This is a genomic window from Hydrosulfovibrio ferrireducens (assembly GCF_046883345.1).
GTDB classification, from domain to species: domain Bacteria; phylum Desulfobacterota; class Desulfobulbia; order Desulfobulbales; family Desulfurivibrionaceae; genus Thiovibrio; species Thiovibrio ferrireducens.
The window spans coordinates 1-22206 of sequence record NZ_JALKCW010000012.1 but is presented as its reverse complement, the minus strand read 5'-3'; the positions used below and the strand labels follow the sequence as shown (position 1 = coordinate 22206).

22 protein-coding genes are annotated in these 22206 nt (G+C 59.4%); 13 read left to right on the top strand and 9 right to left on the bottom strand.

Annotated features, from left to right (window positions below):
• The first annotated feature begins 2 nt into the window (after window positions 1-2).
• A complete protein-coding gene (locus tag MWR57_RS05345; RefSeq protein ID WP_423123762.1) occupies window positions 3-329 on the top strand; it encodes a hypothetical protein in 327 nt (108 codons plus the stop codon).
• Between the two features lie 73 nt (window positions 330-402).
• Here the strand turns inward: MWR57_RS05345 and MWR57_RS05340 are convergent, their stop codons facing one another.
• From MWR57_RS05340 to MWR57_RS05305, 8 genes are all read right to left on the bottom strand, one after another.
• Window positions 403-2367: a glycoside hydrolase family 17 protein gene (locus MWR57_RS05340; protein WP_423123761.1), complete on the bottom strand. Its 1965-nt coding sequence runs from the start codon at window positions 2365-2367 to the stop codon at window positions 403-405.
• 99 nt (window positions 2368-2466) lie between these two features.
• The gene (locus tag MWR57_RS05335) at window positions 2467-3405 is read right to left on the bottom strand and encodes a cation diffusion facilitator family transporter (RefSeq protein WP_423123760.1); all 939 of its coding nucleotides are present in this window, start codon (window positions 3403-3405) and stop codon (window positions 2467-2469) included.
• On the bottom strand, window positions 3402-4235 hold the full coding sequence (locus MWR57_RS05330; protein ID WP_423123759.1) for a mechanosensitive ion channel family protein: 834 nt from the start codon (window positions 4233-4235) through the stop codon (window positions 3402-3404). The genes MWR57_RS05335 and MWR57_RS05330 overlap by 4 nt, the downstream gene beginning before the upstream one ends.
• Window positions 4236-4351: 116 nt before the next feature.
• A complete protein-coding gene (locus MWR57_RS05325) occupies window positions 4352-4933 on the bottom strand; it encodes a CAP domain-containing protein (RefSeq protein WP_423123758.1) in 582 nt (193 codons plus the stop codon).
• On the bottom strand, window positions 4912-5106 hold the full coding sequence (locus MWR57_RS05320) for a hypothetical protein (protein WP_423123757.1): 195 nt from the start codon (window positions 5104-5106) through the stop codon (window positions 4912-4914). The genes MWR57_RS05325 and MWR57_RS05320 overlap by 22 nt, the downstream gene beginning before the upstream one ends.
• Window positions 5103-8210 (bottom strand): efflux RND transporter permease subunit, encoded by a 3108-nt coding sequence (locus MWR57_RS05315; protein ID WP_423123756.1) that lies wholly within the window; start codon window positions 8208-8210, stop codon window positions 5103-5105. The genes MWR57_RS05320 and MWR57_RS05315 overlap by 4 nt, the downstream gene beginning before the upstream one ends.
• A gap of 19 nt (window positions 8211-8229) precedes the next feature.
• Window positions 8230-9360, bottom strand: coding sequence for an efflux RND transporter periplasmic adaptor subunit (locus MWR57_RS05310; protein ID WP_423123755.1), 1131 nt, complete (start codon window positions 9358-9360; stop codon window positions 8230-8232).
• A 237-nt stretch (window positions 9361-9597) separates the two neighbouring features.
• Entirely contained in the window at window positions 9598-9930 is a 333-nt protein-coding gene (locus MWR57_RS05305) for a hypothetical protein (RefSeq protein ID WP_423123754.1), read from the bottom strand.
• Window positions 9931-9961: 31 nt separating this feature from the next.
• On the opposite strand from MWR57_RS05305, the gene MWR57_RS05300 reads away from it, so the two are divergent.
• The 3 genes from MWR57_RS05300 to MWR57_RS05290 all read left to right on the top strand — a co-directional run bounded on the left by MWR57_RS05300 (window position 9962) and on the right by MWR57_RS05290 (window position 12489).
• Window positions 9962-10300, top strand: coding sequence for a P-II family nitrogen regulator (locus tag MWR57_RS05300; RefSeq protein ID WP_423123753.1), 339 nt, complete (start codon window positions 9962-9964; stop codon window positions 10298-10300).
• Between the two features lie 44 nt (window positions 10301-10344).
• On the top strand, window positions 10345-11676 hold the full coding sequence (locus tag MWR57_RS05295; protein WP_423123752.1) for an ammonium transporter: 1332 nt from the start codon (window positions 10345-10347) through the stop codon (window positions 11674-11676).
• A gap of 93 nt (window positions 11677-11769) precedes the next feature.
• The gene (locus tag MWR57_RS05290; RefSeq protein WP_423123751.1) at window positions 11770-12489 is read left to right on the top strand and encodes a type 1 glutamine amidotransferase; all 720 of its coding nucleotides are present in this window, start codon (window positions 11770-11772) and stop codon (window positions 12487-12489) included.
• On the opposite strand, the gene nifA is transcribed toward MWR57_RS05290, so the two are convergent.
• Window positions 12479-14110: a nif-specific transcriptional activator NifA gene (gene nifA / locus MWR57_RS05285; protein ID WP_423123750.1), complete on the bottom strand. Its 1632-nt coding sequence runs from the start codon at window positions 14108-14110 to the stop codon at window positions 12479-12481. The two genes, MWR57_RS05290 and nifA, sit on opposite strands and share 11 nt — an antisense overlap.
• Before the next feature lie 695 nt (window positions 14111-14805).
• On the opposite strand from nifA, the gene nifH reads away from it, so the two are divergent.
• From nifH to MWR57_RS05240, 9 genes are all read left to right on the top strand, one after another.
• Window positions 14806-15630, top strand: coding sequence for a nitrogenase iron protein (gene nifH / locus MWR57_RS05280; RefSeq protein WP_423123749.1), 825 nt, complete (start codon window positions 14806-14808; stop codon window positions 15628-15630).
• Between the two features lie 60 nt (window positions 15631-15690).
• The gene (locus MWR57_RS05275) at window positions 15691-16047 is read left to right on the top strand and encodes a P-II family nitrogen regulator (protein WP_423123748.1); all 357 of its coding nucleotides are present in this window, start codon (window positions 15691-15693) and stop codon (window positions 16045-16047) included.
• On the top strand, window positions 16044-16418 hold the full coding sequence (locus tag MWR57_RS05270) for a P-II family nitrogen regulator (protein ID WP_423123747.1): 375 nt from the start codon (window positions 16044-16046) through the stop codon (window positions 16416-16418). The genes MWR57_RS05275 and MWR57_RS05270 overlap by 4 nt, the downstream gene beginning before the upstream one ends.
• Before the next feature lie 12 nt (window positions 16419-16430).
• A complete protein-coding gene (gene nifD, locus MWR57_RS05265) occupies window positions 16431-18071 on the top strand; it encodes a nitrogenase molybdenum-iron protein alpha chain (RefSeq protein ID WP_423123746.1) in 1641 nt (546 codons plus the stop codon).
• A gap of 216 nt (window positions 18072-18287) precedes the next feature.
• Window positions 18288-19661, top strand: a complete 1374-nt coding sequence (gene nifK / locus MWR57_RS05260; RefSeq protein ID WP_423123745.1) for a nitrogenase molybdenum-iron protein subunit beta — start codon at window positions 18288-18290, stop codon at window positions 19659-19661.
• Between the two features lie 119 nt (window positions 19662-19780).
• A complete protein-coding gene (locus tag MWR57_RS05255) occupies window positions 19781-20923 on the top strand; it encodes a dinitrogenase iron-molybdenum cofactor biosynthesis protein (RefSeq protein ID WP_423123744.1) in 1143 nt (380 codons plus the stop codon).
• A 25-nt stretch (window positions 20924-20948) separates the two neighbouring features.
• Window positions 20949-21254: a (2Fe-2S) ferredoxin domain-containing protein gene (locus MWR57_RS05250; protein ID WP_423123743.1), complete on the top strand. Its 306-nt coding sequence runs from the start codon at window positions 20949-20951 to the stop codon at window positions 21252-21254.
• A 52-nt stretch (window positions 21255-21306) separates the two neighbouring features.
• Complete coding sequence (locus MWR57_RS05245) at window positions 21307-21606, top strand: hypothetical protein (RefSeq protein WP_423123742.1); 300 nt, start codon at window positions 21307-21309, stop codon at window positions 21604-21606.
• 14 nt (window positions 21607-21620) lie between these two features.
• Entirely contained in the window at window positions 21621-22070 is a 450-nt protein-coding gene (locus MWR57_RS05240; protein ID WP_423123741.1) for a GNAT family N-acetyltransferase, read from the top strand.
• Window positions 22071-22206: the final 136 nt, after the last annotated feature.

Genomic DNA, 22206 nt, shown 5'->3' with positions numbered 1-22206 from the left:
CAATGAACTATCTGAAATCTATTCTGATCGGGAGTCTATTGGGCATGAGTTTCTTGGCGTTGTTCGGCTGCGTGGCCGGGACGGGGGAGGTCGGGTCCGGGCAGAGAGGACCGGGGATTGAAAGCAGTGGCATGGCAAAAGGGAGTGGCTATTTTTTGCGTGAATGCAACAAGTGCCACCGGTATTTTATGCCAAGCGAAAGGTCGGCCGGGGAATGGGCGAAAATTCTGGCGGGCAAGAAGAATAAAGTGTCCTTGACCAGGGCTCAGTTTCAGCAATTGTCTGATTATGTCATTCAGGCAAGCAGCAGCGATCCGGCACAACCGTAGGACCCGAGCAGGCCTTGTAGTGTCACCGGCAGGGATTTGGCATGCATCAATGCCGAGTCTCTGCCGGTGTGTTTCAGGCGGAAATTGTTTGGCTGTTCTTCCGGTGCACCAGGGTGAGTCCGGCCAAGACAAAGGCCAGGGCCGCCAGATTGACATTATAGAAGGCCAGTCCGGCCAGGCTCGTCACCAGGGCCACGGAGCACAGCCACACCGCGTTGCGCCAGACCGCCAGACCGGCCAGGGTAATGCTGGCCCAGGCAAAGACCTGATTGTACATCAACCGGCCGATCATCGCGCGGACCAGGCAGATGGTCTTGTCCGGCGTGTCCGCGCATATCCCCACCAGCCTCTCTGAGATGAAGATCCCGTGGCGCAGGGCGGCAAAGAATCCAAAGGCGCCAAGCACCAGAAGGCCAAAGGGGAGGAGGGGACGCAGCGAGATGGTCCGGCTTTGGTGCCAGAGGGGGTAGGCCAGGAGCAGGCAGAGAGTCGCCCAGATATCGGCCTGCCAGTTCAACGGGGTTTCGTTGATCAGGATAGCCACCCCTCCCGCGGCGAGCAGCAGTCCGCTGAGGTGTTCGAGCATGGACTGCGGCGCTTGCCCCTTCTGCCTGCGGAAAAACCATACATAGGCCAGAGCGGGGATGGCAAAGCCGAAGTTGTTGAAGCTCCGGTAGCGGGCATCCAACACCAACCCAAGAACCGCGATCAGGGCGCAGGTGATTACCCCCAGCCGCAGCACGCCGTTTACCGCCTCTGCGTTGAGGCGGGATTTGGACCGGAGGAAAGCCATGGACCCATCCAGGCTGAGGTGGGTGGGCGTGGTTCCGGAGGCGATGGCTTTGAGCGTCAGCAGATAGACGCTACCGCTCAGCGAGAGAACGACAAAGCCCCAGAGGTATTCATAGGTGTTGGTGGAGATGATGGAAAACTGATGTCCCTGCAGCACAATAAGGATGGCGCCGCCAGCCATGGCCACGGAAAATTGCAGCCAGCGGGCTGCGCCCATATCGCGGTGGCCGCGGGCAATGAGCAGGGTCAGCAGACCAATGGCCGCGGATTGGGCAAAGAGCATCCGCCAGTTGGAAAAATTTGAAACCGGCCCAGACAGAATGTGCTTGTCGGTCCGCTCCGGGCTGTACAATCCCCAGTAACCGCCCACCGCCCCTTCCTTGATGCGCTTCCACGGCTGATCAAAGGCCTCGATCAGGTTGTACTGCCAATGCTCCTGCTCAGCCAGGGCGATGAACCCCCGGATGAAGCGGGCCTGGTTTACCAGGCTGGGCAATGCGCCTTCCCGCATGCGTCCCTGGGAGGGCCAGCCGGTTTCGCCGATGACGATCTCCTTGCCCGGGATCTTGGCGCCGATCTCTTCTCGGATCTTTTTGATGTGGACCATGGCCTGATCGATGCCAACGGGGTTGTCCTCCCAGTAGGGCAGGATGTGGATCATGACGAAATCCGTGGCCTGGGCCACCTCCGGATGCTTGAGCCAGAACTCCCAGACATCGGCGTAGGTGACCGGGACCCCCGGCAGGGCTGCCTTGACCTGTTGGATATACCCGGCAAGCTGCGCGCCGGTGACTTCCCTGCGCAGCAGGGCCTCGTTGCCCACCACCACCGCCCGCACAGTTGCGGGATACCGCTTGGCCAGCTCCACCACCTTGCGCAGCTCCTGCTCGGTGACCTTCTCATCCACCGTGACCCAGGCGCCCAGCAGCACCTGCATCCCGTATTTTTCCGCATACTCGGGCAAGGCCTCAAGCCCGGCCACCGAATAGGTGCGGATGCAGGAAAAACGAGTGGAGAGAATGGCCAGGTCCGCGTCGATCCGAGCGGGGTCAATGGTCATGCCCTTGGCAAAATCAAAGGGGGACTGATCCTTTTCAAAGGGCGCGTAGGACACGCATTGCAGGGTATGGTGGGCAGCCAGTTCCGCTTCCGGAATCGGGCGCGGCTGGCCGACCCCATGCCAGAAGCCGAATATCGCGGACAGGGCCAGGGTATAGGCAAGAGTCGTGCGCATAATTGTTTTCATAATCACCTGTGGGTGGGGCGCGGAAGAATTTCTCTCTTGTACCCTGCGCGGGTTTGGAGGTCAACGGCAAAGAGGCGGCTGCTGGCGGGGGGGGGCGGATCAACCCGGCGGAATTTTCGGCAGCTCCTGGCATTCCAGGGGATTGCGGCGGTAACGGGCCGGATTGCGGGGATCCTGGTGGATGATGACATCGGCCTGGGGAAAGGAGGCCATGATGGCGTACTCCACCTCATCCGCCACCCGGTGCGCCTCGGCAAGGGGCAACCCCTGATCAAGGTCGAGATGGAGCTGGATGTGCATGGTCTGACCGGACTGCCGGGTGCGCAGGTCGTGGATGCCGAGGACGGTCCCATGGGCCAGAACGATATCGCAGATGCGCTGGCGGGTTTCTTCCGGAAGTTCACGGTCCATGAGAACCTGCATGGCCTCAAGGCCGATCTGCCAAGCGCTGTAGAGGATGTAACAGGCAATGGCCAAGGCGCCTAACGGGTCCAGCAGAGGCCAGCCCGAGGCGACAAAAAACAGGGCGCAGATGGTGGCGATGTTGGTGAGCAGGTCGGTTTTGTAATGGAGGGCATCGGCGCGGATGGCGGAGGAATTGGTCCGCTTGATAACATAGCCCTGAAAGGCCAGAAGCACCAGGGTGGCCCCAATGGCAAAGACCATGACCCAGAGGCCGACATTGATCGCTTGCAGGGGTTGCGGGTGGTTCAACCGTTCGACGGCGTGCATGAGCAGAAAGATGGCCGAGCCGGCAATAAAGCAGGCTTGGCCGAGCCCGGCCAGGGATTCCGCCTTGCCGTGCCCGAACTGGTGGTCCTGGTCCGCGCGTTTCAGCGAATAGCGCACGGCCAGCAGGTTGATCAGTGAGGCTGCCGCGTCCATGAGCGAATCCACCAGGGAGGCCATGACGCTCAAGGAGCCGGTCATGAACCAGGCCATGCCCTTGACCCCGATGAGCACCATTGCCGTGGCGGTGGAGGCGTAGGTCGCCAGCTTGAGCAGGGTTGCGGTATCGTAGGGCTTGGCTGTTTTCACGAAAGGTTCTGCTCCTTGGCCATGGTGACCACCCGCTGCGGGAAGGGGATACGGATTCCTGCCCTGCCCAGCGCCTGGTGCACCGCCAAGTTCACCCCGTGCATGGTTTCGATGTAGCGCTGGGTGGGCGCCCAATACCGGTAGCCGATGGCCACCGCGGAATCGAGGAAATCTTCGATGCCGATCTGCGGCGCGGGACCGCTCTGTATCTGGGGAAAGCCCGCAAGGGCCTGGGCGATGACGGTGATGGCTTGGGTCGGGTCGGCGTCGTAGCCGATGCCCACCGAGCTTTCCACAATGCGGTATTCCCCGGAGTTGTGCAGAATCTCTCCGACAATGTGCTTGTTGGGCACGGTGATCTTGACTCCGTCTTCGGTGAGCAAGGTGGTGTGGGCCAGGGTAACCTCCTCCACCACCCCGAAGACTCCGGCCACGGCGATGGTGTCCCCCACCAGAAAGGCGCGGCCCAGGATGATGGAAAGGCCGGCCCCGTAGTTGGAGAGCGGCCCCTGGAGTGCGTAAGTGGCGCCGAAGGCGGCCGCGCCGATGGCCGCGATGAAGGGGGCGATGGTGATCCCGAACTTGCTCAAGGCCATGATCACCGCAAAGGCGATGACCATGATCTTGGCAAAGGAGGAAAGAAAATGGCGCAGGGTGACATCAAGCCCCCGTTTTTCACAGAGCTTGCCCACGGCCACGGCCACCCAGTTGCCCAGGAAAAACCCGGCCACCAGGATGATGGTGGCCCCGATCATCTGAAAGCTGTAGTCCACCAGATAGGTGATGGCCCGGTCGGCAATGGTGTTCAGTGACGCAAGCGGCTGGTCCATGGCGGCATTCTCCCTGTTTGATCTTCGCTTACATCATAGCGGGATTGGAGATTGCTGTCGAGGGGGTGGCGAAGATGCGGGCACGATCGCGACTGCCCGGCAGAGGGGAGATGCGGTCAGTACGGTCTTTGCCCGACAAAATTTCCGGCCGGCGCATAGTTGCACACCCAGATCTGCGAGTTGTCATCGCAGACCGCTTTGGCGCAACCGATTTCCTTGGTTTTTGCCCAGACCATCTGGGTGTAATGGCCGCAGCTCTTTCCAGGGGGCGCATTGCAGGAGTTGGTGGCCCGGGAGTACCACGCTTTTTCGCTGGCCCAGGCGGCGGCCACGTCTTTTTCGGTGATGGCCTGCGGGGCGCTCCTGGTCTTGTTTTTGGCCGTTGTCATCCGGGCGCTGGCCCAGTAGAGGTTTTCTCCCAGCGTGCCACGGCTATGCCGCATGGCGCAGTCTGATTTTTTGAGGGTGGTGGCCCAGGTTGCTGCTTGCCGGGCAAGGGCTTTGGACCAGCGCAATTTCGGGGCGCCGATCTCGGCGCGCAGGGCATTGTGTTCCTGCACCATGCACATCGCATCAACCCCCGAGCCCTTTGCCGAGCTTGGCCTGGCGCACACAAGGCAAAAAAGGAGCAGGAGCGAGGCGCTGATCGCGGCGGAAGGTGATCGCTTGCGCCGGGTTATCGTCTGTTGCTGTTGCATTGGCTGGTCTCGGTAACGGCAAGGTTGAGGTTGCTGAAAAAATGCAGGGCCTCCGCGTCGCCAGGATTTTGGCGGAGCCGGGCCTCATACAGGGCAAAAAGCCGCGTGACCACATGGGTCATTTCCTGTTCCGGCAGGGAGCCGAGGGCATCCCAGATATCGGACGTGCTCATGGGGTTGCGGTTTCCTCTGTGCTGGGGGTGGGTGTGAGCACCCGGTCCTGCCCATGATCGCGGGCCACCAGCATGTAGATGGAAGGCACCACAAAGAGGGTGAACAGGGTGCCCACGGCCATGCCGCCCACCAGCACCAGGCCGATGGAATTTCTGGCCGCGGCTCCGGCGCCGGTCACCAGGGTCAGGGTGAAGTGGCCCGCCACCGTGGCGGTGCTGGTCATGAGGATGGGGCGCAACCGGGTCATGGACGCTTCCCTGATGGCGGCCAGCTTGGCATGGCCTTTTTCCTGGAGGGTGTTGGCGAATTCGACGATGAGGATGCCGTTTTTCGCCACCAGGCCGATCAGGGTCACCAACCCCACCTGGGAATAGATGTTGAGGGTGGTGGTCCAGCCATTGGTCCAGAAAGGGGTGTTGGGGTCGGGGATCTTGAGAAAGGTGAAGATCAGCGCCCCGAACATGGCCAGGGGCACCGAGCCGGCCAGGATGACGAAGGGGTCGCGGAAGCTGTTGAACTGGGCGGCCAGGACCAGGAAGATCAGGACCACGGCCAGAGCGAAAGCGGGCAGGAACTTGTTGCCCTCGCTGCGCAACTGGCGGGACTCGCCGGTGTAGTCAAGGACATACCCCTGGGGCAGGATCTTGGCGGCCTCGTCTTCCAGGAAGCGCAACGCCTCGTCCAGGGGGCGGATGGCAACGCCGCTGATCGTGACCGCGTTCAGTTGCTGGAAGCGGTTCAGGGAGCGGGGCACGGTGGAGTTCTGGATGGTGGCCACGGTGGAAAGCGGCACCAGTTGGCCGTTTGGCCCGGAGATGTGGATATTTTGGAGCTGTTCCGGGTTGAGCCGGTCGATCCGGGCGATCTGGGGGATGACCTTGTAGCTGCGGCCGGCGATGTCAAAGCGGTTGACGAAGTTGCCGCCCACCATGGCGCCGAGATCCGCGCCCACCTGTTGCAGGTTGAGGCCGAGATCCGCCACCTTGTCGCGGTCGATGACAAACTCCGCCTGGGGTTGATCGATCTTCATGTCGATGATCGGCGGAAAGGCGAACATCCCGCTTTGCATGGCTTTTTGCTGGATCTGCTGGGCGAATTCCAGGATCCGTGGGGTTTCCGCCGTGGAGGCCAGGATGAATTCCACCGGAAACTGGCCGCCGCCCGGGAGTGCGGGCGGCAACACCGGGAAGATCCGGATGCCGGGCAGAGCCTGGAGCTTCTGCTGCACCTCGGGCATGATCGCAAACACCGAGCGCTGCCGTTCGCCCCAAGGCTTGGTGACCATGCCGCTGAATCCCGAGGTGGGCTGGGTGGACTGGAAGGTGAATTGTGTTTCCGGGATGGAGAGAAAAACCTTGTTGGCGGCGGCGGTAAAACCGCTGGTCTGATCCAGGGTGGAGTTGGCCGCCGCGTCCACGATGCCGAAGATGACCCCCTGATCCTCGTTGGGAGCCAGTTCCTTGGCTGACATGGTGAACATGGGGATGCTGAGCAGGCTGATGACGACCCAGACCGTATAGACCGCGGGCCGGGCGGCGAGGGTGGCGTCAAGCCATCCGCCATAGGCTTCCCGCAGCCGGGCAAAGCCGCGGGCGATCCTGCCTGCCAGGCCGCGCTCTTCGAGCCCCGGCTTGAGCAGTTTTGCCGACATCATCGGCGACAGGGTCAGGGCCACCACCCCGGAGATGGTCACCGTTCCGGCCAGGGTGAAAGCGAATTCCCGGAAAAGCGAGCCGGTGAGCCCGCCCTGGAAGCCGATGGGCGCATAGACCGCGGCCAGGGTGATGGTCATGGCGATGATCGGACCCACCAGTTCGCGGGCCCCTTGCAGGGCCGCTTCCAGCGGCGATTTGCCCTGGCTGAGGTGGCGTTCGACGTTTTCCACCACCACGATGGCGTCGTCCACCACCAGCCCCACCGAAAGAACGATGGCCAGCAGGGTGAGCAGATTGATGGAAAAACCGAAGAGCTGCATGAGAAAGAGGCCGCCGATGAGCGACAGGGGGATGGCCACCACCGGAATCAGCACCGAGCGCAGGGAGCCGAGAAAGAGGAAGATGACCACGATCACGATGAGCAGGGTCTCGCCCAGGGTCTTGAGCACCTCGTTGATGGCGTTGTCGATGTAGGCCGTGGCGTCGTAGGCGATGCGCCCCTTGAGGCCGCTGGGCAGATCCTTTTCAATGGCCGCCATCTCCGTGCGGATCAGCTTGATCATGTCCAGGGAGTTGGCATTGGGCAGGGGCCAGATCCCGATGAAGGTGGCGGTCTGGCCGGAAAAACGCACCTCGTTGTCATAGTCCTCGGCCCCCAGAGCCACATCGCCCAGATCGGCCAGGCGGATGACGGCTCCGTTCTCTTCCCGGATCACCAGCCGCTTGAATTCCTCCACCGAACGCAGATCGGTATCGGCGGTGAGGTTGATCTGGATGAGCGAGCCCTTGGTCTGCCCCAGAGCGGCCAGGTAGTTGTTGGCGGCCAGGATCTTGCGCACCTCGGCCGGACTGACGTTGTAGGCGGCCATGCGTTCCGGCTTGAGCCAGATGCGCATGGCAAAGGTGCGGCCGCCGAGGATGTCGGCGCGCTGCACCCCTTGGATGGCGGAAAGGCGGGGCTGCACCACCCGGGTCAGATAGTCGGTGATTTCGTTCTGGGCAAGCACGTCGGAGGTGAAGCTGAGGTAGGCCGAGGCAAACTGGCTGTCCGCGGATTCGATGTTGATCACCGGCACCTCGGCCTCGGGGGGCAGATCGCGGCGAACCTGATCCACCTTGGAGCTGATCTCGGCCAGGGCCTTGGTGGCATCATAGTTGAGCTTCAACCGGGCGGTGATGATGGAGACGCCCTGGCTGCTTCGGGATTGGAGATAATCGATGCCGTCGGCCGCGGCAATGGCACGCTCCAGCGGGGTGGTGATGAAGCCCCGGACCAGTTCGGCATTGGCTCCGACATAGATGGTGGTCACTGTGACCGACGCGTTCTCGCTCCTGGGGTATTGGCGCACATTGAGGCTGCGCAACGCCTGCAACCCGGCAATGATGATGAGCAGGCTGATCACCATGGCAAGCACGGGGCGGCGGATGAAGAGATCGGTGAATTTCATGGGATTTGACTCAAAAAAATCAACTGTTGCCCGGCTTGGGATCCAGGCTGAACTTCGGGTTTAGCCCGTTGTTCACCACCACGGACTGGCCGTTGCGAAGCTTGAACACCCCGGTGCTGACCACGGTTGCCCCATCCTCAAGGCCCGAGGCCACGGCGACGAAATCGCCGCGCCGTTCCCCGAGGCGGACAAACTGCTGGCGCACCGCCAGGCCGGACTTGCCGGTTTTTTCGTCTTTTTGCTCTTCAACCACAAAGACCGAATCGCCGTAGGGCGCAGGAAGCACCGCGGTTGCGGGGATGGCCAACACCTGGTTCTTGCCGGGCAGCACCACGGCCACCGTGGCAAACATGCCGGGGTGCAGCCGTTCCTCTTTGTTGGCCGCGGTGGCCTGCACCCGGACATTGCGGGTGGCGCTGTCCGCCTGCGGGTTGATGGCGGTGATCTTGCCGGCCACGGTGCGGCCGGGCAGGGCGTCGGAGGTTATCCGCACCGGCAACCCTGGCTGGATGCGGGCCAGATCCTGTTGGGGCAGCATGAAATTGACGAAAATTGGGTCCATGGCCTGGAGGGAAACAATGGGCTCGCCCTCCTTGAGGATCTGGCCCAGATTGACCAAGCGGATGCCGAGGCGGCCGGAGAATGGGGCGCGGATGGTTTTTTTGGCGATGGTGGCCCGGATCGTGTCGGCCTGGGCCATGGCCTGTTTGTGTTTCGCCTCACCGTCATCGTAGGCGGCCTTGGAAACGGCGTTGGTCTCGACGAGCACCCGGAGCCGCTCGAAATTGACCTTGGCCAGCGCGGCTTCGGCTTCCGCCGCCTGCAGTTGGGCCTCCTCGGAAGAGGTGTCCTGCTGGAGCAGGAGGCTGCCCGCCTCTATCCAGGTCCCGGGGGTAAAAGCCAGGCGCGCCACCTTGCCCGACAGCTCCGCGGAAACGGTCACACCCTGCGCCGCTTCCAGCGAGCCCACGGCGCGCAAGGCAATCTCCCAGGATTCCGGGCGGGCCTTGGTCGTGGTCACTGTTTCCGGCGGGGGGGTAAAGCTCTTGCCTTTGTCCACCATCGTGAAAATCTGCAAGCCCTTGATGCCGACAAGGATGCCGGCCACCAGCAACAAACCAAGGAGGGTGAGAAGGATGCGTTTTTTCATGGGTACTGTTTCTTTGTAAAGGGTGGGGGCGGGTTTCCGCGAAAAACAGAGGGGGTCGCGTCAAAAGCCCAGGCCGCGTGTTGCTGCGCAACGTGTCGGCTGTCTGTGGAGAGACGTTGCTGGGTGGAGTCCTGTGGCTGTTGCGCCCCTATCGACTATTCCTCTCTTCATCAACGGATAAGTTAAATGTACATTTGACTTATCCTCCTTGTTGCGTCAAGGTTTTTTTCCCTCTGCTCACAGCGATTCCGCCTTTTGTACGATTTTCAAGCCTCGGCAACTGCATCCGCGCTCCTGGTCCGCGACTGCCGGCAACCCAAAAACACCCCCTTGCTTTGTATCTTGCCCACAAAAAAGTAACAAAAAAGTTTCACACGGATGCGCATTACTGACAAAAAAGTAATATATTTTCCGGTTGTGGAATTCAGCCTTGGGTGTGGCGTCTTGGAAAAGATGCCTAAACTCAATGAGTTGCATGGTATCTTTTTCTTTTTCCAGGCGTTGGCACGCTCTTTGAAAAAGCAGTGTTTGAATTGTATCACGCGCTATGTCAGCGGGAAATGTTTTCATTGAGGATCTTTGGATAAAAGGAGGAAGCGGAATGAAGAAGATTGAGGCGATAATCAAGCCGTTCAAGCTTGATGACCTGAAGGCTGCCATGGCTGAGCTTGGCGTTCAGGGGATGACTGTTACGGAAGTGAAAGGGTTCGGCCGGCAAAAGGGGCACACCGAGATCTACCGGGGAGCGGAATATGTGGTGGATTTTATTCCCAAGGTAAAGGTGGAGATCGTGGTGGCGGCGGAGATGGTGGCAAAGGTGGTGGATGCCATCGTGGCCAGCGTCAAGACCGGCAAGATCGGGGACGGCAAGATCTTTGTCCTGCCGGTTGACTCCATCTGCCGCATTCGGACGGGTGAAACCGATAAGGAGGCCATCTAGGTATCATTATGACTCAGATCAAATCAACGCATAAGGACGTTTCAATGAACAGGTTAATTGCAAAAAAAATGGTCCTTCCCTTGACGATGGCACTGGTTGCCTCGGCCGGAACCGCCATGGCCGCGGAGGGTACGGCCGAGATAACAGGCGCTGCCGCTACCTATGTTGCCAATAATACCTGGATGCTGGTTTCCACGTTTCTGGTGTTTATCATGCATCTCGGGTTTGCGACCCTTGAGGCGGGATTGTGCCGGTCGAAAAATACGGTCAACATCCTTTTCAAGAATACCGCCATCGTTGCCATCGGGCTCTTAACCTATGCCGTGATCGGTTTCAACCTGATGTACCCCGGCGATTTTTCCATCCCGGGCATTTTCGGCTTTTCCGGTTTCGGCATCGGGGTGAGCCCGGAAAATATGATGGTTACCGGAGATGACGGGGTGGGGATCTACACCTACTGGACGGATTTCATCTTTCAGGCCATGTTTGCGGCCACGGCAGCGACCATTGTTTCCGGCGCTGTGGCCGAACGGGTCAAGCTGCACAGCTTTTTGATTTTTTCCGCGATCTATGTGGCAGTGGTGTATCCCTGGGTGGGAAGCTGGAAGTGGGGCGGCGGCTGGCTGGACGCCATGGGATTCTATGACTTTGCCGGCTCCACCCTGGTGCATTCCGTGGGCGGCTGGGCCGCTCTGGCCGGCGTCATCTTGCTCGGACCCCGTCTTGGCAAGTATGTCGGAAACACCATCAAGCCGATCATGGGGCATAGCATGCCCCTGGCAACCATCGGTGTTTTTCTGCTCTGGCTCGGCTGGTTCGGTTTTAACGGCGGCTCGGTGCTTTCCGCCGATCCTGCCGCGGTATCCTTTGTCTTCGTCACCACTTCTCTTGCTGCGGCCGCAGGCATTGTCGGCGCCAGCGCTCTGAGCTGGATCATCCAGAAGAAGCCTGATCTGAGCATGGCCCTCAATGGTGCCCTTGCGGGTTTGGTTGGCATTACCGCCGGAGCCGATGTGGTCAGCGTGATGAGCGCCGTGGTGATCGGTCTTATTGCCGGTTCTCTGGTTGTTGTCTCGGTCATGGTTGTTGACCGCATGAAGCTTGATGATCCGGTCGGCGCCATCTCCGTGCATCTTGTCTGCGGTGTATGGGGTACCCTGGCGGTGGGCATTTTCAGCGCGAAGCACTCCTTTGTAACGCAGTTGATCGGCGTGGCGGCATACGGCGTGACCTGTTTTGTTGCTGCGTTCGTGCTCTTCTATCTCTTGAAGGTTTCTCTTGGAATTCGTGTGGATGCGGAAGAGGAAATGAAGGGACTTGATATAGGCGAGCATGGCATGGAGGCATATGCCGGTTTTGAGATAAACAACGTCTAGCGTGTGTCCGGACAGCAAGAATCCCGGAGCCGAAGGAGTCATCCCTTTGGTTTCGGGATTCTTCCCTTGAAAAAATAGCCTGAAAACAAAAAAATGAAACTCCTGGTCTTGCAACATACCCCATGGGCCGGCCCGGGGCGGCTGCTTCTCGAGGCGTTTGCCACGCACCGGATCGATTGTGATCTCGTCAAGGTCTGGCAGGATTGGATCCCCGACTTCAACGGCTATGGGGGGATCATCCTTTTGGGGGGGGCGCCCAACGTGGAGCAGGAGGAGAAGTACCCGTTTCTCGTAGAGGAGAAACGGTTCATCAAGAGGGCGATCGACGCGGACAAGCCGATTCTGGGTTTCTGTCTGGGGCATCAACTGCTCGCTTCCGTGCTCGGCGCTCAGGTAGGACCCAACTTTAAGCCGAGCATCGGCTTTGTTCAGGGGCATGTCACCCATGACGGCCGTGAACATCCGGCCTTCAGGAATCTCGGCAAGACCATGCCCATGTTCAAGTGGCACAGCCAGACGGTGCTGGAGCCGCTGCCCAAACATTTTTCCCTGCTCGCCACCTCGGAACAATGCCAGGTGGAGGCTTTTTCCCTTGAACAGCGGCCGCACATCCTCGGGCTGCAGTTTGACAACCATGTGGCAGTGTTCGAAGACATCAGCCTCTGGCTTGAGCAGGACGGGCAGTGGCTCGCCTCGTTTCGCTCCCTGGTGGTGCGGCCCGCTGATCTGCTGGCCGAGGCGCATCGCTTGCGGACGAAGATCTCCGGCGATTTCCAGCAGTTTTTCAGCGATTACCTGCGCCTCATTTCTTGATTGTATCCCAAGGACAACTGGAAAAATCCGGCGGAGCAATTCCGTATTTCTTGATCCGATAGCCCATCTGACGCTGGGTCAACCCCAGCTCCCGTGCGGCCCTGGCCTGCACCCAGCCGTGCCGCCGCAGGGCACCCTCCACCTCCGTCTTTTCCATGTCCTTCAAAGACTTGTGCGCAGCGATTGTGGGCAGGGGTTCGTCTGCCAGTCCCATCCCTTCGGGGGAGGGGGCGACAAGGCGACAGGATGGCGCACTCAAGCTCTCTGCTTCCGGTTCCGCGGTGATGTAGCTCGGCAGCTCACGGGAGACGATGGTGTCGCGGTCCGCCATGATCACCAACCGCTCGATGAGGTTCTGCAGCTCGCGGACGTTGCCCGGCCAGGTGTAGCCGCAGAGGAGCTGGACCACCGAGCTTGAGAGGCGGACCTCCCGCGCGTTCATGCGGTTGCTCTCCTGCAGAAAATGATCGAGGAGCAGGGGGATGTCCTCCCGCCGGTCCCTCAGCGGCGGCAGGACAACGGGAACCACGTTGAGGCGGTAGAAGAGATCGGCCCGGAAGGTTCCCTGTTCGACGCATTCTTCCAGGCTGCGGTTGGTGGCGGCAATGACCCGGACATTGACCGTGATGGTCTGGGTGCCGCCCAGCCGTTCGAACATCTGCTCCTGCAACACCCTGAGCAGCTTGGCCTGCAGGGCCAGGGGCAGCTCCCCCACCTCGTCGAGAAAGATGGTGCCGCCATCGGCCAGCTCGAACCGCCCCTTCTTGAGAGTGGCCGCGCCGGTGAAGGCGCCTTTCTCATGGCCGAGCAGTTCGCTTTCCAGAAGATTTTCCGGCAGGGCCGCGCAGTTGATCTTGATGAAGGGTTTGTTGGCCCGGGGGCTTGCCTGGTGGATGGCCCGGGCGACCAGCTCCTTGCCGGTGCCGGACTCGCCCAGAAGCAGGGCGGTGGCCCTGCTGGGCGCCACCTTGTCGATGTAGTTGTACACATCCTGGATCCGCTTGCACTGGCCGATGATGTTGTGCTGGTTGTAGCGGCTGCGCAGCTCTTTTTTGAGCAACAGATTTTCCTCCACCAGCACCTGCTGCTTGAGGGAGACCGTCTTGTGCAGCCGCAGGAACTGGGCGATGAGCATGGCGACCACGGTGAGAAAGCGGATGTCTTCCTCAAAGGAGATCTCCGGGCCGAACAGCCTGTCCACGGAAAGGACGCCCACCACCGCCTCGGGCAGCATGACCGGCACGCCGATGAAGGATATCTCGCCTTTGGGGAGATTGGCGCGGGCCCCGGTCCGGTTTAAAAAAAGCGGCTCGCTGTGGATGTCCGGCACCACGAAGGGATAGGCGGACTGAAAGATGCGGCCGATCACCCCCTCGCCCAGCCGGTAGATGCCGCGCCGCTCCTCCTCTTTGCTGAGGCCGTACGAGGCGGCAATGGAAAGATGCTCGCCGCCCTCTTCCTGGAGAACCAGGGTAGCCCGCTCCATGCGCAGGGTTTCGTGCAGGATCTGCAAGACCTCGGACAGGGTTTTCTTGATGTCCAGGGCGGAGCCGATGAGCTGGCTTATCTGATAGAGCGCCTGCAATTCAAGGCGTTCGGTGGGGTAGTCGGGTTTGATCATGGGCTGGGTCCGCCTTTGGGGGTGCTGGGTTGACGATAAATGTTCCTGATTAGCGCTCATCTTCCGCAAATTCCCTCGCCCTTTAGGGGGAGGGTCAGGGAGAGGGTGAACAGCGCCGTGTGCCCCCTCTCCCCAGCCCTCTCCCCCACCAAAGCGGGGGAGAGGGAGAATTTCGTAGGGGCTCTCTGATGTACAAATTACGTTTTGCGGGAGATTAGCGCTAGTCAGGTAAATGTTTGAGTGCATGTCTCCTGTGGTGTTGATTTAGCAAAAAATGTTCCATTGCTTCAAAAATGTAACATTGCGTACGGGGACTTTTTGTAACTTGCTGAAATTAAAATAAATATATTGTGTGCTGGTCCGTGGGGCAGTGCGCGATGTTTGCGAAAAAGTTACATTTCGAGCAAATCGTTTTCTTTTTCAATACATAAATGTAATAAAACTCCCTTGTTCTTCCCCTTTCCATTCCGGTCGCTCTCCTTCCTTTTTGTAGCCAACCTTACAAAAGGGAACAGGCTGTACAGCACCACTGTTTGCTGATTGTCTCAATAAAAATAGTAATATCAATATGTTGAACGAAAAGTGTCCGGTGGCGTCCCGCTCTGGCACACCCCTTGCGATAGAGGCAACCGACGGCAGCGCAAGCCAATGGAATGCGACAACCCATATTCAATACAGAGCAAGGAGGAGTAGCAATGCGCAAGGTGGCAATTTACGGCAAAGGCGGCATAGGCAAATCAACAACCACCCAGAACACCGTGGCAGGTTTGGTGGAGTTGGGCAGAAAGGTCATGGTCGTGGGGTGTGATCCCAAGGCGGACTCGACCCGGCTCCTGCTGGGCGGCCTGGCCCAGAAATCAGTTTTGGACACCCTGCGCGAGGAGGGCGAGGATGTTGAGCTCGACGATATCCGCAAGGCAGGCTACGGCGGCACCTGGTGTGTTGAGTCCGGTGGCCCCGAGCCCGGCGTTGGCTGCGCGGGACGCGGCATCATCACCTCCATCAATATGCTGGAATCCCTGGGTGCGTATGAAGAGAGCGAAGGGCTGGATTATGCCTTTTACGACGTTTTGGGCGACGTAGTGTGCGGCGGCTTTGCCATGCCTATTCGCGACGGCAAGGCGGAGGAAATCTACATCGTTGTTTCCGGCGAGATGATGGCCATGTACGCGGCCAACAACATCAGCAAGGGCATCATGAAGTTCGCGCAAAGCGGCTCCGTGCGCTTGGGCGGGCTCATCTGCAACTCGCGCGCCGTTGACAACGAGGAGGAGATGATCTCGGAATTTGCCAAAAAGCTGGGCACCCACATGATCTACTTCGTGCCCCGGGACAACGACGTGCAGCGCGCCGAAATCAACCGCAAGACCGTTCTCGAGTGGAATCCCGAGGTTAAGCAGGCGGACGCCTACCGTGGGCTGGCCAAGGCCATCGACGAAAACACGAAGTTTGTTATTCCCACCCCCCTGGAGATCGAGGAGCTTGAGAAGCTCCTGATGGACTACGGGTTGATGAACTGAAAAACTATAGGTCCTGTAGGCCGCATATGACCTATGCCTATAACAAAAAGGAGAAAACCAATGTTGACTATGATCAGAGCAATTGTCCGGCCGGAGAAAGCAGACAAGGTTCTCGCCTCCCTCATGGAGGCGGGCTTTCCGGCGGTTACCAAATATTCCGTGGCCGGGCGCGGCAAGCAGCGCGGCATCAAGATCGGCGAGGTTACCTACGACGAGCTGCCCAAGGTTATGTTGATGAGCGTCATCAACACGGCGGATAAGGATTTTTTCATCGATACCGTGATGAATACGGCCCGCTCCGCCGGCAAGGGGGCATTCGGCGACGGCAAGATTTTCGTTTCCGAGGTGGAGGAATCCTACACCATCAGCTCCGGGGTCAAGGAGACCGCTTATGCCGCAGAAGGGGTGGCGCCATGAAAGAGGTCATCGCCATCGTGCGCATAAACATGATGAATCAGACCAAGCAGGCCCTCACCGACTGCGGCGTTGACGCTTTCTTTGCCCATGAGGCCCAAGGCCGCGGGGTGGGGTTTGTCAGCCCGGCGCTTCTTGAAGGGGCGGTGCAGGGGTATGAGGAAGCCGCCGCTCTCTTGGGCGAAAAGGGCAAGCTCTACCCCAAACGGATGATCACCGCCGTGGTGGAAGACTCCATGGTGGGCTGCGTAGTGGAGACCATTATCAATACGAATCAGACCGGCATGCCTGGCGACGGCAAGGTTTTTGTTTTGCCGCTCGGCGATGCGGTCCGGGTCCGGACAGGCGAGACGGGCATGAAGGCCATCTCATAAGGAGGAGTAACAATGGCAACAGCAACAAAGAAAAAGCTGGTGCAGTGGGGTCCTGCCGAGGTCAAGTCGGCGCTCCTTGAGAAGTATCCGCCCAAGGTGGCCCGTAAACGCGCCAAGCAGATTATGATCAACGAAGCGCAGCAGAACGAGACCCCGGAACTCACCGCCAACGTGCGCACCATTCCCGGCATCATCACCATGCGCGGCTGCACCTATGCCGGCTGCAAGGGCGTTATCATGGGGCCGACCCGCGACATCGTCAATCTGGTGCATGGTCCCATCGGCTGCAGCTTTTATGCCTGGCTGACCCGCCGCAACCAGACCGATGCGGGGCCGGACGGGGAAAACTATATGAACTACTGCTTTTCCACGGACATGCAGGAGCAGGACATCATCTTCGGCGGCGAGAAAAAGCTGGCCCAGGCGATCCAGGAGGCCTATGACCTCTTTCATCCCAAATCCATCGCCGTGTTCGCCACCTGTCCGGTGGGGTTGATCGGCGACGACATCCATACCGTGAGCAAGAACATGAAGGAAAAATTCGGCGACTGCAACGTCTACGCCTTTTCCTGCGAAGGGTACAAGGGGGTGAGCCAGTCCGCGGGCCATCACATCGCCAACAATCAGGTGTTTAGGCATCTGGTGGGTCAGAACGACGAGGTGAAGCCGGGCAAGTACAAGATCAATCTTTTGGGCGAGTACAACATCGGCGGCGACGGTTTCGAGATCGACCGGATCTTCAAGAAATGCGGGATCACCTGCATCTCGACCTTTTCCGGCAACTCGACCTATGACCAGTTCGCCTCCTCCCATACCGCGGATCTGAACGCGGTCATGTGCCACCGCTCCATCAACTACGTGGCGGACATGATGGAGACCAAATACGGCATCCCCTGGGTCAAGGTGAATTTCATCGGCGCCAAGGCCACGGCCAAGAGCCTGCGCAAGATCGCCGGGTATTTCGGCGAAAAGGCGCTTATCGATCGGGTGGAAGCGGTTATCGCCGAGGAGATGCCCGAGGTGGAGGCGGCCCTGGCCGAAATCACCCCCCGGACCGAAGGCAAGACCGCGATGATGTTTGTCGGCGGTTCACGGGCCCATCATTACAAGGAACTCTTTGACGAGCTCAAGATGAAAACCATCTCCGCGGGCTATGAGTTCGGGCATCAGGACGATTATGAAGGACGCCAGGTGCTGCCCAATATCCAGGTGGATGCGGATAGCCGCAACATCGAGGAGATCGAGGTTTCGGCGGACGAAACCCGTTTCAAGCCGCGCAAAAGCGACAAGGAAATGAAAGCCCTTGAAAAGGCAGGCTACAGGTTCAAGCATTATGACGGCCTGGCCGCGGACATGGACAAGGGCACGCTTATCATCGACGATCTGAACCAGTACGAAGCGGAGAAACTCGTCGAATTGATGAAGCCGGATATTTTTTGCGCAGGGGTCAAGGAGAAATATTCCATCCAGAAACTTGGCGTGCCCATGAAGCAGCTCCATAGCTATGACTCCGGCGGCCCCTATGCCGGTTTCCAGGGGGCGGTCAACTTTTACAAGGAGATCGACCGGATGGTGAACTCCAAGGTCTGGGGCTTCATGAAGGCCCCCTGGCAAAAGAACCCCCAGTTATCGGGCTCCTTTGCTTGGGAGTAACAACGGTGCTCGGCACCGAGCCCGTGGCGGGAAGCCAAGAATTCCCTCCCCCCTCGGGGGAGGGTTAGGGAGAGGGGGAATCTTTTTGAACGGAATATGTTGTATTTTCCCTCTCCCCCGGCCCCTCTCCCACAAGTGGAGAGGGGAGTAAATATGTAAGTTTCCTGTAAAGGGTCAGGTTTCAAGCCTGTTCAAACAAAAAACGAGGATACAACAATGCTCTTACGACATACCCCGAAAGAAATAACAGAGCGCACGGCCTTGACCATCAATCCGGCCAAGACCTGTCAGCCCATCGGCGCCATGTATGCGGCTCTCGGCATCCACGGATGCCTGCCGCACAGCCATGGCTCCCAGGGTTGCTGCGCGTATCACCGCTCCGCCCTGACCCGGCATTACAAGGAGCCGATCTCCGCCTCCACCAGCTCTTTTACGGAGGGTGCCTCGGTTTTCGGCGGCCAGGCCAATATGCTGCAGGCCATCAATAACATATTCACCGTCTATAACCCCGAGGTGATAGCCATCCATACCACCTGCCTCTCCGAGACCATCGGCGACGATCTGCCTCAGATCAAGAAAAAGGCGGTCGCGGAAGGAAAGGTCCCCGAGGGCAGGTATTTGATCAGTGCCTCCACCCCGAGCTACGCGGGATCGCACGTCACCGGTTTTTCCAACATGGTCAAGGCCATGGCCGGGATGGCCGAGCCGACCGGGAAGAAAAACGGCAAGGTCAACATCATCCCCGGCTGGGTGGAGCCTGCCGACATGGAGGAGATCAAGCGGATCACCAAGATGATCGGGGTGAAAACCATCCTTTTTCCGGACACCTCCGGCGTGCTCAACGGCCCGCTCTCCGGCGAGTACAAGATGTTTCCGGAAGGCGGCACCACCGTGGCCGAGCTGCAAAGCACCGGGGACTCCAAGGGAACCCTGGCCCTGGGTGAATGGTGTTCCGCCGACGCGGCCCGTGAGCTCGATAAGAAGCACAAGGTTCCCTGTTCGGTGTTGGACATGCCCTTTGGCCTCAATGCCACGGACCGTTTCATCGACGCCCTGCGGACCATCGCCGGGGTGAGCATTCCCGAGGAGATTGCCCACGAGCGCGGACAGTTGGTGGACATGATTTCGGACATGCACCAGTACCTCTACGGCAAGAAGGTGGCCCTGGTCGGCGACCCGGATCAGCTCATCGCCATGACCGAGTTTTTGGTCTCCATGGATATGAAGCCGATCCACATCGTCACCGGCACGCCGGGCAAGAAGTTTGAAAAAAGGATCAAGGAGCTCACCAAGGACATGGGCTGCGAGGTCAACGTCAAGGCGGCGGGGGATATGTTCCTGCTCCATCAGTGGATCAAGAACGAACCGGTGGACCTGATCATCGGCAATACCTACTGCAAGTATATCGCCCGGGACGAGGACATCCCTTATGTGCGTTGGGGATTCCCCATCCTGGACCGGCAGGGGCACCAGTACTTCCCCACCGTGGGCTACAAGGGCGGTATCAGGCTGCTGGAGAAGATCCTCGGCGTTTTGCTCGACCGCAAGGACCGCGACGATGCCGAGTCGAAGTTCGAGCTGGTCCTGTAGATCCCTGCTCCGCAGGGTTGAAAAATGGGGGGCGGATTACAATCCTGCCCCATCATGAAATGGCGTCGGCGGGGGAAGTAATTCCCCCGTCGCGTCTTCCCTGAACCACGGAGGCTGGTGTGACCATTATCCATTTTCCCAAAACCAAGCAAGGGTGCTGCGGCAAGATTCCCCAGTGGCTCATCCTGCCCATGGCCCCTCAAGCAGCAGCCCGAATCCGTTTTTGCGGGGAGGATAAACTGCCCCAGGCGGTGCCCATCCGTGGCGCGCTTACCTGGATCGCGGATCTGCTGGCCCAGGGAAACGAGATCGGCGGCCTGGACCTCCATGGCCCTGGGGACCCCCTGGCCACTCCGGCCATGACCACAGAGATTCTGGTTATGTTGCGGGAGCAGTATCCTGATTTGCCCTTGGGTATAACCACCCTGGGTCTCGGCCTGGCCGAACATGCCGGGGTGCTGGCCGAACAGGGCGTTGCCAGGGTTACCCTGCTGGTGGATGCGGTTACTCCGCAGACAGTCAAGAAAATCTACACCTGGATTCGGCCGGGCAAACGGAACACCCCCCTGGCGGAAGCGGCCGAGATCCTGATCGAGGCGCAAGCCAAGGGAATCGCGGCCTGCAAAGCGGCAGGCATTGCCGTCTCCATTCATACCTCGGTGTATGGAGGGGTCAATGATCAGGAGGTTGAGGAGATCGCCCGCCAAGCCTCCGCTCTCGGGGCCGACTCCATAAGCCTGCTGCCCGGAAAGGGATGGCTGAACACGGAAGCAAAACTGCCGCTGGTCTCGGAAGAGACCATGGCGACTCTGGCCAAGAAGGCGGCCCAGCACCTTTCGGTTGTCTGCCTGCCGGAGCAAGCACCTCCGGGCGAGAGCATCGCCCCGGTCGGAGAAGGCCTGTCCGTGCCCAAGCCGACCACGGACAGACCCAATGTGGCCGTGCTCAGCTCCAACGGCATGGATATCGATCTCCATCTCGGCCAGGCCATCAAGGCCCTGATCTATGGCCCAAGGGAAGACGGCCTGGCCTGCCTGCTCGGCACCCGGGATCTTCCAGAGCCCGGCAGCGGCGACAACCGCTGGCAGCAGGTGGCGGAAATTTTAAAGGATTGTTTTGTGCTGCTGGCCGCCAGCGCCGGGCAAAAGCCGCGGGAGATTTTAGGCCGCCACGGGCTGGCCGTGCTGTTGCTTGAGGACAATGTCGAAGGCACGGTGGATGTACTCTACGGTGGCGGCAAGAAAGGTAGAAATAAGAAATAGTATTCAAATATAGGAGACACCCAAAATGGCCATACCAGCGCGTCAGATCATCGTCTGCCAGAGTTTTCGGGTTGCCGGCGACAAGAAGGGCATTTGCCACAAGCAGACCGAAGGGTTTCTGCAATACATCGAAGAAGAGGTGCTCGACCGGGGGCTGGACTGCCTGATCAGCGCCACCACCTGCCTCAAACAATGCGAGTCCGGACCCATCATGGTGATCCAGCCGGAGAACTGGTGGTTCAAGGGGGTGGACAGCGAAGAGGCGATCGACGCCATCCTGGACGGCCTTGAGGCTGGCGAGCCTGCCGCCGACTATCTCATCACCGCATAGGGCGGAGAGCACAAGAAGAGTTTGTAAAACCGTCCGGAGGGAGGAAAACACCATGAGTCTAAAACCCCTGGGGATGGTCAAAACCATTGTCGAGGCGGCGGGGATGGGTATCTCCTATGCCTATGACGACCTGGTTTTTCTGGAGCACAACTCCTTTTTGCTCCAGTTCACCACCAACGACCGGGAGATCACGGTCCACGTGAACAGCGAGGCGGACGAGGCCACGGTGCATGGCGATATAGAGCGGCTGCGGGAAGCCGCTCGTAATGTTGCAATGCAATGTACCCGAGGGGGGCATTACACCCTGGTCCCGGAAGGGGAGGATTCCATTCGCATCGAATTCAGTGCGTAGGCAGGGAGGGTCACATGGCGCAAACAGCGATACGCCCCGCTCTCTTGGGTGATCTTGACGGTTTGGTGGATCTGCTCCGCATGCTCTTTGCCATCGAGGCGGATTTTGCCTTTGATGCAGCCCTCCAGCGCAGGGGGCTGGCGATGCTCCTGGCGCATGAGGGAGCGGTTATATTGGTTGCCGAGGCAGCAGGGCAGGTCATCGGCATGTGTTCCGGACAACTGACCATCTCCACGGCAGAGGGAGGCTTTTCCCTGTTGGTGGAGGATGTGGTGGTCGCCGAAGCCTGGCAGGGAAAGGGGATAGGCCGAGCATTGCTGGCCGCCCTGGAGCAGTGGGCAGCCGACAGAAAGATCGGGCGTCTTCAGCTTCTGGCCGACCGGAACAATGCTGCGGCCTTGGAATTTTATCGCAAACTCGGCTGGCAGGGTACGGAGCTTATCTGTCAACGCAGACGGATCTAGCAGGCTGTTGAAAAACTCATCAAATATCGAGACTTTTTAATCCGCTCAATGTATTCTGTAACCAGTTAGGATAACTCATAAACATTGAGGAAAACATGCGCGGAACCGACACCCACCAACAGATGTTGTTCAGCTA